At 65.4% G+C, this 14,112-nt stretch carries 15 protein-coding genes; 6 read left to right on the top strand and 9 right to left on the bottom strand.

The features are described 5' to 3' along the window. Positions 1-3: 3 nt before the first annotated feature. Complete coding sequence (clpA, locus tag C556_RS0111995; protein WP_026263038.1) at positions 4-2,274, bottom strand: ATP-dependent Clp protease ATP-binding subunit ClpA; 2,271 nt, start codon at positions 2,272-2,274, stop codon at positions 4-6. After that, positions 2,271-2,582, bottom strand: coding sequence for an ATP-dependent Clp protease adapter ClpS (gene clpS, locus C556_RS0111990; protein WP_018748499.1), 312 nt, complete (start codon positions 2,580-2,582; stop codon positions 2,271-2,273). The genes clpA and clpS overlap by 4 nt, the downstream gene beginning before the upstream one ends. A gap of 246 nt (positions 2,583-2,828) precedes the next feature. Between clpS and C556_RS0111985 the strand changes: the two genes are divergently transcribed. Continuing rightward, positions 2,829-3,032: a cold-shock protein gene (locus C556_RS0111985; protein ID WP_018748498.1), complete on the top strand. Its 204-nt coding sequence runs from the start codon at positions 2,829-2,831 to the stop codon at positions 3,030-3,032. 148 nt (positions 3,033-3,180) lie between these two features. On the opposite strand, the gene icd is transcribed toward C556_RS0111985, so the two are convergent. Then, on the bottom strand, positions 3,181-4,404 hold the full coding sequence (gene icd / locus C556_RS0111980; protein ID WP_018748497.1) for an NADP-dependent isocitrate dehydrogenase: 1,224 nt from the start codon (positions 4,402-4,404) through the stop codon (positions 3,181-3,183). Positions 4,405-4,541: 137 nt separating this feature from the next. On the opposite strand from icd, the gene C556_RS0111975 reads away from it, so the two are divergent. From C556_RS0111975 to mnmA, 4 genes are all read left to right on the top strand, one after another. Continuing rightward, on the top strand, positions 4,542-5,168 hold the full coding sequence (locus C556_RS0111975) for a pseudouridine synthase (protein WP_018748496.1): 627 nt from the start codon (positions 4,542-4,544) through the stop codon (positions 5,166-5,168). Between the two features lie 74 nt (positions 5,169-5,242). Continuing rightward, entirely contained in the window at positions 5,243-5,446 is a 204-nt protein-coding gene (locus tag C556_RS0111970; protein WP_018748495.1) for a hypothetical protein, read from the top strand. 110 nt (positions 5,447-5,556) lie between these two features. Continuing rightward, positions 5,557-6,024: an NUDIX hydrolase gene (locus C556_RS0111965; protein WP_018748494.1), complete on the top strand. Its 468-nt coding sequence runs from the start codon at positions 5,557-5,559 to the stop codon at positions 6,022-6,024. Further along, the gene (gene mnmA / locus C556_RS0111960) at positions 6,021-7,079 is read left to right on the top strand and encodes a tRNA 2-thiouridine(34) synthase MnmA (RefSeq protein WP_018748493.1); all 1,059 of its coding nucleotides are present in this window, start codon (positions 6,021-6,023) and stop codon (positions 7,077-7,079) included. Before C556_RS0111965 ends, mnmA begins: the two co-directional genes overlap by 4 nt. A gap of 83 nt (positions 7,080-7,162) precedes the next feature. Here the strand turns inward: mnmA and C556_RS0111955 are convergent, their stop codons facing one another. Genes C556_RS0111955 through C556_RS0111935 form a run of 5 tightly spaced genes read right to left on the bottom strand, consistent with a single transcriptional unit; the run spans position 7,163 to position 11,031 of the window. Continuing rightward, a complete protein-coding gene (locus tag C556_RS0111955; protein ID WP_018748492.1) occupies positions 7,163-7,579 on the bottom strand; it encodes a DUF411 domain-containing protein in 417 nt (138 codons plus the stop codon). 10 nt (positions 7,580-7,589) lie between these two features. Next, positions 7,590-8,081 carry a cupredoxin domain-containing protein gene (locus tag C556_RS0111950; protein ID WP_018748491.1) on the bottom strand — a complete coding sequence of 164 codons (492 nt, stop codon included), beginning with the start codon at positions 8,079-8,081 and terminating at the stop codon, positions 7,590-7,592. A 35-nt stretch (positions 8,082-8,116) separates the two neighbouring features. Next, positions 8,117-9,409, bottom strand: a complete 1,293-nt coding sequence (locus C556_RS0111945; RefSeq protein ID WP_018748490.1) for a multicopper oxidase family protein — start codon at positions 9,407-9,409, stop codon at positions 8,117-8,119. Continuing rightward, a complete protein-coding gene (locus tag C556_RS21705) occupies positions 9,406-10,608 on the bottom strand; it encodes a TolC family protein (RefSeq protein ID WP_018748489.1) in 1,203 nt (400 codons plus the stop codon). The genes C556_RS0111945 and C556_RS21705 overlap by 4 nt, the downstream gene beginning before the upstream one ends. A gap of 60 nt (positions 10,609-10,668) precedes the next feature. Continuing rightward, on the bottom strand, positions 10,669-11,031 hold the full coding sequence (locus C556_RS0111935) for a hypothetical protein (protein ID WP_018748488.1): 363 nt from the start codon (positions 11,029-11,031) through the stop codon (positions 10,669-10,671). A 207-nt stretch (positions 11,032-11,238) separates the two neighbouring features. On the opposite strand from C556_RS0111935, the gene C556_RS20220 reads away from it, so the two are divergent. Beyond that, positions 11,239-12,990 carry an ATP-binding protein gene (locus C556_RS20220; RefSeq protein WP_051083234.1) on the top strand — a complete coding sequence of 584 codons (1,752 nt, stop codon included), beginning with the start codon at positions 11,239-11,241 and terminating at the stop codon, positions 12,988-12,990. Between the two features lie 48 nt (positions 12,991-13,038). On the opposite strand, the gene C556_RS0111925 is transcribed toward C556_RS20220, so the two are convergent. Continuing rightward, positions 13,039-13,920, bottom strand: coding sequence for a helix-turn-helix domain-containing protein (locus C556_RS0111925; protein WP_018748487.1), 882 nt, complete (start codon positions 13,918-13,920; stop codon positions 13,039-13,041). Between the last annotated feature and the right edge of the window lie 192 nt (positions 13,921-14,112).

The raw sequence follows: 14,112 nt of genomic DNA, 5'->3' as shown, positions 1-14,112 counted from the left end.
ACATCAGGCCGGAACCGCCGCTTCGTCCTCTTCCAGTTGCAGCACCACCTTGCCTTGCTCGTCCACGTCGATGGTCACCTCGCCACCGTGGGTCAGCCGGCCGAACAGCAATTCGTCGGCCAGCGCCTTGCGGATGGTGTCCTGGATCAGGCGGGCCATCGGCCGGGCGCCCATCAGCGGATCGAAGCCATGCTGCGCCAGCATGTCCTTGAGCCCCTGGGTGAAGTGGGCTTCCACCTTCTTTTCCTGCAATTGCAGTTCCAGCTGGAGCAGGAATTTGTCCACCACCTGCAGGATGATCTCGTGCGTCAGCGGGGCGAACGGGATGATCGCATCCAGCCGGTTGCGGAATTCCGGCGTGAACATCCGCTTGATTTCCTGCATCTCGTCGCCGGTTTCCTTCTTGGACGTGAAGCCGATGACCGACTTGTTCAGGCTTTCGGCGCCCGCATTGGTCGTCATGATGACGATGACGTTGCGGAAGTCGGCCTTGCGCCCGTTGTTGTCGGTCAGCGTTCCGTGGTCCATCACCTGCAACAGCACGTTGTAGATGTCCGGATGGGCCTTTTCGATCTCGTCGAGCAACAGTACCGCGTAGGGGTGCTTGTTGATCGCCTCGGTCATCAGGCCGCCCTGTTCGAAGCCGACATATCCCGGCGGGGCGCCGATCAGGCGGCTGACCGCGTGGCGTTCCATGTACTCAGACATGTCGAAGCGGATCAACTCGATGCCCAACGTATAGGCCAATTGTCGTGCCACTTCGGTCTTGCCGACGCCGGTCGGGCCGCTGAACAGGAAGGCGCCGATCGGCTTCTGCGGATTGCCCAGGCCGGCACGCGCCATCTTGATCGCCGTGGACAGCGCGTCGATGGCGACGTCCTGTCCGAACACCACGTTCTTCAGATCGCGGTCCAGCGTCTTCAAGGCGTTCTTGTCGTCCGACGACACCGACTTTGGCGGAATACGCGCGATCTTGGCCACGATGTCCTCGATCTCGCCCTTACCGATGGTCTTCTTCTGCTTGGAGCGCGGCAGGATCTTCTGCGCCGCGCCGGCCTCGTCGATCACGTCGATGGCCTTATCCGGAAGGTGGCGGTCGTTGATGTACTTGGCGGACAGCTCGGCGGCGGTGGCCAGTGCGCTCACGGTGTATTTCACGCCATGGTGCTGCTCGAAGCGCTCCTTCAGGCCCTTGAGGATTTCCACGGTCTGGGCCACCGAAGGCTCGGCGACGTCGATCTTCTGGAAGCGACGCGACAGCGCGTTGTCCTTCTCGAAGATGCCGCGGAATTCGCTGTAGGTGGTCGCGCCGATGCACTTCAGCGTGCCGTTCGACAACGCCGGCTTCAGCAGGTTGGACGCATCCAGCGTCCCGCCCGAGGCGGCGCCGGCACCGACCAGCGTGTGGATCTCGTCGATGAACATGATCGCGTTGCGTTCCTCGGCCAACTGCTTGATCACTGCCTTCAGCCGTTGTTCGAAGTCGCCGCGATACTTGGTTCCGGCCAGCAGCGCGCCCATATCGAGTGCGTAGACGGTGGCATCGGCCAGGATGTCCGGCACCTCGCCTTCGATGATGCGGCGTGCCAGGCCCTCGGCGATGGCGGTCTTGCCCACGCCGGCCTCGCCGACCAGCAGCGGGTTGTTCTTCCGACGGCGGCACAGGATCTGGATCACGCGTTCCAGTTCGGGTTCGCGGCCGATCAGCGGATCGATGCGGCCCGACAGCGCCAGCTGGTTCAGGTTCTGGGTGAAGCTTTCCAGCGCACCGCCGGGGCTCACCTCGGTATCCTGCTCTTCGCCGCTGTGTTCGCTACGCGGCGGTTGCTGCGGCGCGCTCTGGCTTTTGGCGATGCCGTGCGAGATGAAATTCACCACATCCAGCCGCGTGATGCCTTGCTGGTGCAGGAAATACACCGCGTGGCTGTCCTTCTCGCCGAAGATGGCGACCAGCACGTTCGCGCCGGTCACTTCCTTCTTGCCCGAGCTTTGCACGTGCAGGATGGCGCGCTGGATCACGCGTTGGAAACCGATGGTCGGCTGGGTTTCGACCTCGCCGCTGCCGGAGACGACCGGCGTGTGCTCGGTGACGAAATCACCGAGCGAGCGGCGCAGCTCGTCCATGTTGGCACCGCAGGCGCGCAGCACTTCGGCGGCCGACGGGTTGTCCAGCAATGCAAGCAGGAGGTGCTCCACGGTGATGTACTCGTGGCGCTTCTGTCTCGCCTCCATGAACGCCATATGGAGGCTTACTTCAAGTTCCTGGGCGATCATTCGTTTACCTCCATGATGCATTGGAGCGGGTGCTGGTGTGCCCGCGCATGCTCCGTGACCTGCGCGACCTTCGTGGCAGCGATATCCTTGGGGTAGACCCCGCAGATGCCCCGGCCTTCGTTGTGCACTTTGAGCGTGACCACCGTGGCTTGTTCGCGGTCCATCGCAAAAAAGTGCTGCAAGACGACGATGACATAGTCCATCGGGGTGTAGTCATCGTTAAGCAACACTACCCGATACATGGGTGGCGGGGCGGTACGGACTTCCCGCAGTGCCCGCTCTTTTTCCAGCTGTTGATCTAGGGCCATCGCTATCCAACCTTGTTCATTCCCATTTTGGCGCGCAGAGGTCCTTTTTCAAGCGTTCCAACGGCGCAACAGTTTGCTGTTTTTCACAAGCACACGCTTGACCCTCATCGTAAATGTCGCGTAAAACCGAAGCGCGTTTGATGGACAAGTTTGATGCCTTACCGGTTTACCCGTCGTTGGGCCTTGACTTCAAACAGTCGGCGTCTTGGACGCTGTGTTAATGCATATCTTGGAGAAAGACCCCAAATGGCTACGGGTACCGTAAAGTGGTTCAATGATTCCAAAGGCTTCGGCTTCATTACACCGGATGAAGGCGGCGAGGACATTTTCGCTCACTTCTCCGCGATCAATATGCCCGGCTTCAAGACCCTGAAGGAAGGCCAACGCGTGAGCTTCGAAGTCGCGCAAGGCCCCAAGGGCAAGCAAGCCGCCAACATCCAGACCGCCTGATCGGCGCCTGGATGGGCAAGGCCCCGCTTCGGCGGGGCTTTTTCATGCCCGGTCGGTGCGTCGGTCGCTGTTCCAGGAACATGAGGACGACGCATCCAACAAAAAAGCCCCGCATGGCGGGGCTTTTTTGTTGACCGGCTGGCGCGGCTTACATGCGCTCGACGATCGCTTCGCCGAAGGCGGAGCACGACACTTCCTTGGCGCCATCCATCAGGCGGGCAAAGTCGTAGGTCACGATCTTGTCCTGGATGGTCTTTTCCATGGCGCTGATGATCAGGTCGGCCGCTTCCTTCCAGCCCATGTGGCGCAGCATCATCTCGGCGGACAGCAGCAGCGAACCCGGGTTCACCTTGTCCTGGCCGGCGTACTTGGGGGCCGTGCCGTGGGTGGCTTCGAAGCAGGCCACGTTGTCGGACAGGTTGGCGCCCGGGGCGATGCCGATGCCGCCCACTTCAGCGGCCAGCGCGTCGGAGATGTAGTCGCCGTTCAGGTTCAGGGTGGCGATCACGTCGTATTCGGCCGGACGCAGCAGAATCTGTTGCAGGAAGGCGTCGGCGATCACGTCCTTGATCACGATGCCGTTGGGCAGTTGCACCCACGGGCCGCCGTCGATCTCGACGCCGCCGAATTCCTTCTTGGCCAGCTCGTAGCCCCAGGTGCGGAACATGCCTTCCGTGAACTTCATGATGTTGCCCTTGTGGACAAGCGTCACGGACTTGCGGTTGTTGTCGATGGCGTACTGGATCGCCTTGCGCACCAGGCGCTCGGTGCCTTCCTTGCTCACCGGCTTGATGCCGATGCTGGACGATTCCGGGAAGCGGATCTTCTTCACGCCCATCTGTTCCTGCAGGAACTCGATCACCTTCTTGGCGCCTTCGGATTGGGCGTCCCACTCGATGCCGGCGTAGATGTCCTCGGTGTTTTCACGGAAGATCACCATGTCGATCAGCTCGGGCTTCTTCACCGGCGACGGCACGCCCTGGAAGTAACGCACCGGGCGCAGGCAGACGTACAGGTCCAGTTGCTGGCGCAGGGCCACGTTCAGCGAGCGGATGCCGCCGCCGACCGGGGTCGCCAGCGGGCCCTTGATCGACACGACGTATTCCTTCAGCGCGTCCAGGGTTTCCTGCGGCAGGTAGGTGTCGTTGCCGTAGATCTTGGCAGCCTTCTCGCCGCAGTAGATTTCCATCCAGTTGATCTTGCGGCTGCCGCCGTAGCACTTGGCCACGGCTGCGTCGACCACGCGCTTCATCACCGGCGTGATGTCGACGCCGATGCCATCGCCCTCGATGAACGGAATGATCGGGTTGTCCGGCGTTGCGAGGTTCGGAACGATCTTCGCGCCTTCGTTAGGCACCTTGATATGGCTCATCGTTGGCTTCCCATCTGTTGGTTGGAACCGTAGCGGCGGACGCTACAAACCCGCGATTATCGCTTGAACGACACCACGCTGCCAAGTCAACCGCCTGGCGCAGACGGATGTCGAATTCATATGGGTAAAATTACGCAATGGCAAAGCTGATCCTTCTCAATAAACCTTACGGCGTCATCTGCCAGTTCACTCCCAGCCCGCCGCACCAGTGCCTGGCCGACTATGTGCCGGTCAAGGACGTCTATCCAGCCGGCCGGCTGGATACCGACTCCGAGGGGCTGGTGCTGTTGACCGATTCCGGCACCTTGCAGGCGCGTATCGCCGATCCGAAGCACAAGCTGCCCAAGACCTATTGGGCCCAAGTGGAGGGCGTGCCCGACGCTGCGGCGCTCGCCACGTTGCGACAGGGCGTCGATCTGGGAGACTTCGTCACCCGGCCCGCCCAGGCGCGATTGATCGAGGAGCCGGCCGGGTTATGGCCGCGCGTGCCGCCGGTGCGTTTCCGTGCCGCGATTCCCACTTCATGGTTGGAGCTGGTGATCAGCGAGGGCAAGAATCGCCAGGTGCGGCGCATGACTGCGCGCGTTGGCTTCCCAACCTTGCGACTGGTGCGCTACGCGATCGGCGACTGGACGCTCGATGACCTGCCGCCGGGGCAGTGGCTGGAACACACGGTGGCCGCGCCTCCATCCATATCACCCCGGGAGACGTCCCCGAGCGGGCCGAAGCGGCGTGGTCGACGCGGGCCGAACCGGACGCGATGAATAATCTTTAATTTGCAGTTTCCCTACGCTTTCCTACGCTAAATTTGCTTTTAACCCTGTAGGAGTGGTCAGAAATGAAGAAACTGCTGATGACATTGATCGCTTTCGGCTTTGCCGGCCACGTTCTGGCCAGTGAAGCGCCGGCCGAAGCGGACGGCAAGACGGTCCAGGAATACAAGGCCAAGCAGGCAGACCAGCAAAAGAAGGCTGCGCAGAAGAAGGCCAAGAAAAAGGCCAGCGCCGAACAGAAGAAAGCCGAAGACACCGCCAAGCAATAACGGCACGGACACGGCAGACGGGCGGGGTAACCCGCCCGTTGCTTTTTTGGCGGGCGATGCGCGGGGGCGCTCGGGTACAATAAGCCCTTTGTTTTCAGAAGCATCGCCCCATGTGGAAGCCCAATGCCACCGTCGCCGCCGTCATCGAGCGCGATGGCCGATTCCTGCTGGTCGAGGAGCGCATCCTCGGTCAGCGCAAACTGAACCAGCCTGCCGGGCATATCGAACACGGTGAATCCATCGTCGCGGCCTGCGTGCGCGAGACGCTGGAGGAGACCGCCCACCACATCCGGCCGGATGCGCTGGTCGGCGTATACCAGTGGAGCCCGCCCGAGCGCCCGGAGCTGACCTACCTGCGTTTCACCTTCAGCGGTGAAGTGATCGGCCATGCGCCGGAGCGCGTGCTCGACGACGGCATCGAGGCCGCCGTCTGGCTGACGCGCGACGAGATCGCGGCGCGCGCGGCCGAGCACCGCAGCCCGCTGCTGCTGGCGTGCATCGATGATTACCTGTCCGGCCGGCGCTATCCGCTCGACCTGCTGCGCGACCTCGACACACGCCCCGGGGACGCGGCATGAGCGACAAGATCGTGGTCGGCCTGTCCGGCGGTGTCGATTCCAGCGTGACCGCGCACCTGCTGAAAGAACAGGGCTTCGAAGTGCATGGCGTGTTCATGCAGAACTGGGAAGACGACAACAACGACGAATACTGCTCGATCAAGGAAGACAGCATGGATGCCATCGCCGTGGCCGACCTGCTGGGCATCGACATCGAGCTGATCAACTTCGCGGCCCAATACAAGGACCGCGTGTTCTCGTACTTCCTGGCCGAGTATTCGGCGGGGCGTACCCCCAATCCCGACATCCTGTGCAACAGCGAGATCAAGTTCCGCTGTTTTCTCGACTACGCCATTGAATTGGGCGGCGCCAAGATGGCCACCGGCCACTACTGCGGCAACCGGGTCGGCCCGGACGGCCGTACCCAGTTGATCCGCGCGCGCGATGTGTCCAAGGACCAGACCTACTTCCTCTACCGCCTGAGCCAGGAACAGGTCAGCCGCGCGATATTCCCGCTGGGCGGCCTGCTCAAGAGCGAGGTGCGCGAGATCGCCGAGCGCATTGGCCTGCCCAACGCGCGCAAGAAGGACAGCACCGGCATTTGCTTCATCGGCGAGCGGCCGTTCCGCGAGTTCCTCAACCGCTACCTGCCCAAGGTGCCGGGCGAGATGGTCACGCCCGACGGCGTGGTCAAGGGCGAGCACATGGGCCTGATGTACTACACGCTGGGGCAGCGCCAGGGCCTGGGGATCGGTGGCGAGGGCCTGCCGTGGTTCGTCGCCGGCAAGGATCTCGAACAGAACCGGCTGATCGTGGTGCAGGGGCACGATCACCCGCTGCTGCTCAAGCCGACGCTGCTCGCCAAGGATTGCTCGTGGATCGCCGGCGAGGCGCCGCCGGCCGGACGCTATACCGCCAAGACCCGCTATCGCCAGCAGGACGCCGCCTGCACGCTGGAATACCTGGACGACGGCGTGCGCCTGACCTTCGACGAGCCGCAATGGGCGGTGACGCCGGGGCAGTCGATGGTGCTGTATCAGGACGAAGTCTGCCTCGGGGGCGGCATCATCCAGTGATGCCTGATCCTGTTTGAGCAGGAGCCAAAAACGGCCGGGCGCATTGCCCGGCCGTTTTGCTGTCGGCGCTCCGGCCGGTTTCCTTAAAACTTTCCCCAGTCCTTGATGGCACCGTCGCGTGCAATCGCCATGACCGGCAAGGTGCCCGGCGTGTGGCGGCCCATGCCCGGCGAATCGGCCGGCATGCCCGGCACGGCGATGCCGCGGATCGCCGGCTTTTCCTTCAGCAGCTTGCGGATCGCCGCCACCGGCACATGGCCTTCGACGGTGTAGCCCGAGATCACCAGCGTGTGGCAGCTGGCCGCGCCATCGCTGCCATAGCGGCGCTTGATCGCGTCCATGTCGTCGCGGTTCTCCACCTGCGGGCGGATGCCGTTGGCGTTCAGATAGGTGACGTAATCGGCGCAGCAGCCGCAACTGGCGCTCTTGAACAACTGGGCGGGCGCGGCCTGCGCCAGCGAACTGGCTAGCAGCAGGCCCAGGATCAGCATCTTGTTCATGGGGGATTCCTCACTTGGTGGCGAGCGGAACATTGGTCTTCATGCCCGCATCGTAATGGCCGGGCACCTGGCAGGCGAAGATCACGTCGCCGCTCATGGCCTTGTCGAAGCGCCACACCAATTGCCGGGTTTCGCCCGGCGCCAGCGAAACCGCGCTGGGATCATCGGCATGCTTCATGTCGGGCATCTTCTTCATCATCAGCGCGTGGGCGCGCTGGCTGGCGGCGTCGCCGACCGAGAACTCGTGCGCCAGCTTGCCGGTGTTGGTGATGACGAAGCGGATGGTTTCGCCCTGCTTGATGGTCTTGAGCGGCGGGGTGTAGCTGAACTTCATGTCGTCGCCCGCGCTGACCTTCACGGTGCGGCTGACCGCGCTGTCCTGGCCCGGGCTGCCGAAGGCGTACTGCTTGGCGGCACCGTGGTCGCCGTGGTCATGCTCGCCAGCGGCGAAGGCGAAGTTCAGCGACAGTGCGCACAGTGCGGCAATGGTCAGTTGTTTCATGGTGTTGCTCCTTGTCGGATGGATTGGGTGGGTTATCAACGGGGAAGGGTTTCGAAATCGTTGCCGGTGGCGGGATGCGCCACGGTGCCGGGCGGATGGCGATACCAGCCGGGGTCGCGGTAGTCACCCGGCGCCAGGTCGTCACGCACTTTCAGCAGCGTGAACATGCCGCCCATTTCGATGGGACCGAACGGGCCTTCTCCGGTCATCATCGGCAGGGTGTTGGCGGGCAGCGGCATCATGTCGCCCATTGCCGCCATGTCCTGCATCTCGGCCATGCCCTCGCTGCCCATCGCCATGTAATGCTGGCCGGGGAACAGGCGCTCGATGCGCTGGGTGGCGGCCCGCTGGTCCACGCCCAGCAGGTTGGGCAGGCCGTGACCCATCGGGCCCATGGTGTGGTGCGACTTGTGGCAGTGGAACGCCCAGTCGCCAGGCGCGTCGGCGATGAACTCGATCACGCGGATCTGCCCCACCGCCACGTCCGCCGTCACCTCCGGCCACTGCGCCGCCGCCGGAATCCAGCCGCCGTCGGTGCCGGTCACCTTGAAGTGCACGCCGTGCAGATGGATCGGGTGATTGGTCATGGTCAGGTTGGCCACACGGATGCGCACCCGCTCCCCGGTGCGCGCCACCATGTTCTGGATGGCCGGGAAGGTGCGGCTGTTGAAGGTCCACAGGTTGAAGTCCAGCATTTCGCTGGCGTCGGGGCGCAGAGTGCCGGGGTCGATCTTGTAGCTGGCCAGCATCAGCAGGTAGTCGCGGTCCACCGCGCGCAGGCCCTTCTGGCGCGGGTGGACGATGAACATGCCCATCATGCCCTGCGCCATCTGCACCATTTCGTCGGCGTGGGGGTGATACATGAAGGTGCCGGCGCGGGTGAGCGTGAACTCGTAGACGTAAGTCTCGCCCGGCTTGATCTGCGGCTGGGTCAGCCCGCCCACGCCATCCATGCCGGCCGGCAGCAGCAGGCCGTGCCAGTGGATGGTGGTGTGCTCGGGCAGGCGGTTGGTGACGAAGATGCGCACCCGGTCGCCTTCCACCGCTTCGATGGTGGGGCCGGGGCTGCCGCCGTTGTAGCCCCAGAACTGCGCCACCATGCCCGGCGCCACCTCCTGGCGCACCGGCTCGGCGATCAGGTGGAATTCCTTCACCCCGTCGCGCATGCGATAGCCCAGGCTGCGGCCGTTGAGCGTGGTCACGCCGGTCTGGCCCGCCAGGGCGCGCGGCAAGGTGGCGGCGGCGGGGGCCGTCGTGGCCAGGGCGGCGGGCAGGGTCAGCCCGGCCAGTGCGCCGGCGCTGCCGGCGAGGAAATGTCGACGGTTCATCGCGCGTGCTCCGGATGCGGGTTGGCGGAAGGGGAGGCCGGTGCGATGGTGACGGGCCAGGCGCCCGGCAACTCGCCGCCCAGGGCGGCTTCCAACTGGAACGCCGCACCCCAGAACCGACCGAGCGCGTCGTCGGCGTCGTGTTCGGCCTGCACCGCGTCGCGCTTGGCGTCGAGCAACTCGTAGATGCCGAGCAGCATGCCGTTGTAGTGCTTGAGCGCTTCGTCGCTGCGCTGGGCCGCCAGGCGACGGGATTCCTGCATGCGCTGCGCCGTCAGCCAGGACTGTTCGACATGCCGGGCGGCGCCGGCGATGGCGCGGCGGCTGGCCTGCGCGGCGTCGGCAGCCTCCAGCCAATCATCGTCGAGGCCACTCAATCGGCCGGCGTCGTCGGCGCCCGCCAGCGGATGGGCCAGCAGCGGCAGCTTCACCGGGCGCGGCGTCACTGGCGCGCTGCGGCCGGCGGCCTGGGCGGCGGCATGCTCGGCGCGGCGTAGCGCGGGATCGTGGGTTTCGGCCCAGGCCGCGATGGCGCCGGGCTGCAACCAGTCGGGACGATCCGGCAGCGCCGGCAACCCGCTGGTGGACGGCTGGGCGCCCAGCGGCAGGCCCAGCCGCGCTGCCAGCGCGTCCTGCGCATCGGCCAGCGCGATTTCGGCCTCGGCGAGTGCTTCTTCCGCCTCGACGGCGTCGCGCAAGGTGGCGTTGGCGGCCAGGACCGACAGATTGCCCGCTGCCTGTTGCGCCTCGGCCAGCAGGCGCGCGGCGCGTCCGGCTTCCGCCGCGGCGCGGCGATGGGCGACGGCGTGCTCGGCTTGAGCCAGCGCCAGCCAGTCCAGCTTGATCTGGCGTGCGGCATCGATCAGGCGTTGTTCGAAGGCCGCCGAGGCGCCCAGTGTCGAGGCGCCGAGCACATCGCGTCGCAAAACCAGCGGTTCGGGCAGGCGGGCCAGGGCGTCGCCGAGGGCGTCGGGCGCGATGTCATGGGCGCGATACAGCGGATAGAGGGTGGCGTCGCCGACCAGCCCGCGCCGCAGGGCGGCGTCGAGCGTCAGCGCTTGCGCGGCGATGGCCGGGGCTGCGGCCTCGGTGCGGCCGGCGAAGCCGGGCGGCCAGGTCGGGGCGGCCACGGCGGGCGTCAACGCCGCCGCGAGCAGCCACACGGCCAGCCACGGCCGTGGATGGGGTACGGAATGCATGATGGATCTCCTGTGGACAGACGTGCGCGAGCCACGCAGGTGGCCCGCGGGAAACGCGGTCTACAGCGAGATCGGGGGACGGAACGGTGAGCCGGGGTCGGCCGAGGTCAGGCGCTGGGCCTGGGGCAGCGGCGGCATGCCCGGGGTGGGCGGATGCGCCGGCGGCATGGCCACCAGCGGCGGGAAGCACGCGGCGCAATGGCCGCAGTCGAGACAGCTGCCGTGGTTGGGCGCCTGCTTGGCGCCTGCGGCGTGCTTCGCGTCGGGGTCGGTTGCCGCGCCGGTGTCGCAATGCGTCGTCGTGGCCTGGGCCTGCGGCGCGGGCGTGCCGCCGTCGCGCCAGGGCATGGCGAACGCCGCCATGCCCTGGATGGGCAATAGCGCGATCAGCAGCAACAGAAACCAGCGACGACAGGCAAGCATGGCGATTGGGAGCCGGAGCCTTCGAAAAAGTTGCAGCGACCACCGCTGCGGAAACGAGAAGATAAAGCGTTTCACCCTACGATTGGAAGTGGCCACCGGCGCAGCGGTCATCACCGGCCGCCGTCGCTATACTTGGGGCGACACGCCTGGACCGGTCTCGCCGCCGCCTCTGGCAGCCCCGGCAATCCTCTTCTAGGATGGCGGCCCATGAGCCTGCACCAAGATCCTCAAGTCGTGCTGTACACCACGCGCCTGCTGTACCGCAACGCCGCGCTGGGCCAGGCCGCGACCATCGTCAACGCCACCTTGCTCGGCTGCGCCGTGTGGTGGGCGCGCCCTCGGCTGGGGGTGGTGGTGTGGTGGGCGGTGGTGGCGGTGATTGCCGGCTACCGTTTCGTGATGGCGCAGCGCTTCGCCCATCAGGGCGATACCCCCACCGACGCGCCGCAGTGGCGCCGACGCTACCTGATCGGCACGCTGTTCGCCGGCTTGTGGTGGGGCGGGGGCGGCTTCTATTTCATGTACGGCTCACCCGAGGTGGTGCGCTATTTCATCGCCTTCGTCTACTCGGGGATGGTGGCGGGCGCGGTGCCGATCCTGGCGCCGGTGCTGCCGGCGCTGGTGGGTTTCGCGCTGATGCTGGTGATGCCGATCGCCATCCTGGCGCTGGCCGAGGGCACCATGGTCGGCTACCTGTTCGGCATGATGTGCGTGCTGTTCCTCTATGCCGTGCTCAAGAGTGCCAGCTACTACAACGAGGTGCTGACCGAGACCATCGCGCTCGACTCCGAGAAATCGCGCCTGCTGGCCGACCTGGGCCAGGCCAAGTTGCAGGCCGAGGCGGCCAATCACGCCAAGGGCGAGTTCCTCGCCAACATCAGCCACGAGATCCGCACCCCGATGAACGGCATCCTGGGCATGGCGCAATTGCTGGCCCGCCATCCGCTGGACGCCGAATCGCGCGAGCAGGTGGAAGTGCTGCGCGGTTCGGCCGACTCGCTGCTGACGCTGGTGAACGACGTGCTCGATTTCTCCAAGATCGAGGCCGGGCGCTTCGAGCTGGATCCGGCGCCGTTCTCGCCCCGGGAGCTGATGCACGACCTGACCCGCATGTTCGCGCCGCTGGCGCAGGCCCGCGGCCTGACGTTCGACGCCACGCTGGCCGACGGGATGCCCGAGCGCCTGACCGGCGATGCCACCCGGCTCAAGCAGGTGTTCGTCAACCTGATCGGCAACGCGCTCAAGTTCACCGAACATGGCAGCGTGCGCGCCCACATCGCCACGGTGCGCCAGCGCGACGGGCGCTACCTGCTGCAGGCCGAGGTGCGCGACAGCGGCATCGGCGTGCCGCGCCACCTGCGCGAACACATCTTCGAAGCCTTCGCCCAGGGTAACAGCTCGATCACGCGCCAGTTCGGTGGCACCGGGCTGGGGCTGTCCATCGTTGCCCGGCTGGTGGCGCTGATGCACGGTCGGATCTGGGTGGAGGACAACCCCGGTGGTGGCAGCGTGTTCCGCTTCTTCGCCGAGCTGGAACCGGCCGACGTGCCCGACGAGCCTACGCGACGGTTGCAGGTGCTGCTGGCCGAGGACAACCCGATCAACCGGCTGGTGGCGGAACGGTTCCTGGCGCTGGGCGGGCACACGGTGACCAGCGTCGGCAACGGCCTGGAGGCGGTGCACGCCTGCGAGGCGAGTTCGTTCGACCTGATCCTGATGGACTTGCAGATGCCCGAGCTGGGCGGTATCGAGGCCAGCCGGCTGATCCGCGCGTTCGAGGCCGCCAACGGCCGGCCGCGCCAGGCCATCGTGGTGCTGTCGGCCAACGCGCTGGAAGCCGACCGTGAAGCGTGTTTCCAGGCGGGAATCGACGATTTCCTGGAAAAGCCGCTGAAACAGGATCGCCTGGACGCGTTATTGGCGCGCGTCAGCGCGGTGCCGCTGCGGGTGGCCGACTAGCCGATCGACGCGCCAGCGAAAGGGGGCTCCGATCCGCCCAGGGCAGGTTCAGCGCAGGGCCAATGGCAGGTAGAGCGTGGTGCAGCACAGGTAGTCGCCCTGCCAGCCGTAGCCTTCGACCATCGGCCGGCGCGGGTCGAACACGTAGCGCGCCTGGCGCGGCCAACTGGCGAGCACGCTGCGCCAGCTCAGGTAGGGCTCGTGCAATTGCAGGCGCCGCACCGCGTACAGGCCGCCGAACAATGTCGAGCGCCCCATGGTCGGCGGCACCGCGTAGTCGGTTGCTACCGGCACGCATACGTCGTAGCACGACTCGGCCGGGCCGCGCAGGTGCAGCAGATCCTGGCGCGCGCCGTAGAACACCGGCAACGGTACCGGCGACTCGCGCAATGTGTGGTGCGCGGTCTGATTCAGACAGTCGCCCCATACCCCGCGCAGGCGCCGGTAGACCACCGGCTGCGGCGGAACGGTCTGGATGGAAAAACTCTGTGGATCCACGATGCGGACCTGGTCGGGATCGTGCTCCAGCAGGGTGTCGTGCGCCGGCTGGCTTCGCGTCGCGGCATGCCAGGGCTGTTCGCTCACCCAGTGCTGCCACTCTCCCTCGCGCCAGTCGCGTGCCGTCATGCCGAACTGCCGGCGAAACGCCTTGGAAAACGAGCTCGCATACTGGAAGCCGCAACGGGTGGACAGTTCGGATATCGAGACACGCGCGTTGGACAGCAGACGGTACGCCGCCGCATACAGCCTGCGCTTGCGCAGCAAGTCGAATGGCGATTCACCGATCTCGGCCTCGAAGGCGCGGACGAAATGCCAGTTCGAGTAGCAGGCTTGTGCGGCCACTTCATCCAGCGTGAGGTCATTGCTGTAGTGCTGGTTGATCAGATCGACGGCGCGCTCGATGCGGATTGCACGATGGGAGCTGAACATGACGATGGGCTTTGGATGGCTTTTATGCATCGCATGATGCTGCAAATTTGCAGTTGCTTGCCATCTGGTCGCGGAATCAGGTCATTACGCAGGGTGGCCGCCTTTGCCCTGCCGGCGCGCGGGAACGATAACGCGTCGACCCAGGGCTTGAATTGGCGTGGGGTGGCGTGGAACTGGAACAAAAAAGCGAGC

Source organism: Chitiniphilus shinanonensis DSM 23277, from assembly GCF_000374805.1.
Classification (GTDB): domain Bacteria; phylum Pseudomonadota; class Gammaproteobacteria; order Burkholderiales; family Chitinibacteraceae; genus Chitiniphilus; species Chitiniphilus shinanonensis.
Note: the sequence above shows the minus strand (reverse complement) of the source record. Positions and strands in the feature narration are given on the sequence as shown.

Excerpts from the sequence above, each read along its gene's own strand:
- clpA (WP_026263038.1), bottom strand. The coding sequence starts at position 2,274 with ATGATCGCCCAGGAACTTGAAGTAAGCCTCCATATGGCGTTCATGGAG.
- clpS (WP_018748499.1), bottom strand. The coding sequence starts at position 2,582 with ATGGCCCTAGATCAACAGCTGGAAAAAGAGCGGGCACTGCGGGAAGTC.
- C556_RS0111985 (WP_018748498.1), top strand. The coding sequence starts at position 2,829 with ATGGCTACGGGTACCGTAAAGTGGTTCAATGATTCCAAAGGCTTCGGC.
- icd (WP_018748497.1), bottom strand. The coding sequence starts at position 4,404 with ATGAGCCATATCAAGGTGCCTAACGAAGGCGCGAAGATCGTTCCGAAC.
- C556_RS0111975 (WP_018748496.1), top strand. The coding sequence starts at position 4,542 with ATGGCAAAGCTGATCCTTCTCAATAAACCTTACGGCGTCATCTGCCAG.
- C556_RS0111970 (WP_018748495.1), top strand. The coding sequence starts at position 5,243 with ATGAAGAAACTGCTGATGACATTGATCGCTTTCGGCTTTGCCGGCCAC.
- C556_RS0111965 (WP_018748494.1), top strand. The coding sequence starts at position 5,557 with ATGTGGAAGCCCAATGCCACCGTCGCCGCCGTCATCGAGCGCGATGGC.
- mnmA (WP_018748493.1), top strand. The coding sequence starts at position 6,021 with ATGAGCGACAAGATCGTGGTCGGCCTGTCCGGCGGTGTCGATTCCAGC.
- C556_RS0111955 (WP_018748492.1), bottom strand. The coding sequence starts at position 7,579 with ATGAACAAGATGCTGATCCTGGGCCTGCTGCTAGCCAGTTCGCTGGCG.
- C556_RS0111950 (WP_018748491.1), bottom strand. The coding sequence starts at position 8,081 with ATGAAACAACTGACCATTGCCGCACTGTGCGCACTGTCGCTGAACTTC.
- C556_RS0111945 (WP_018748490.1), bottom strand. The coding sequence starts at position 9,409 with ATGAACCGTCGACATTTCCTCGCCGGCAGCGCCGGCGCACTGGCCGGG.
- C556_RS21705 (WP_018748489.1), bottom strand. The coding sequence starts at position 10,608 with ATGCATTCCGTACCCCATCCACGGCCGTGGCTGGCCGTGTGGCTGCTC.
- C556_RS0111935 (WP_018748488.1), bottom strand. The coding sequence starts at position 11,031 with ATGCTTGCCTGTCGTCGCTGGTTTCTGTTGCTGCTGATCGCGCTATTG.
- C556_RS20220 (WP_051083234.1), top strand. The coding sequence starts at position 11,239 with ATGAGCCTGCACCAAGATCCTCAAGTCGTGCTGTACACCACGCGCCTG.
- C556_RS0111925 (WP_018748487.1), bottom strand. The coding sequence starts at position 13,920 with ATGTTCAGCTCCCATCGTGCAATCCGCATCGAGCGCGCCGTCGATCTG.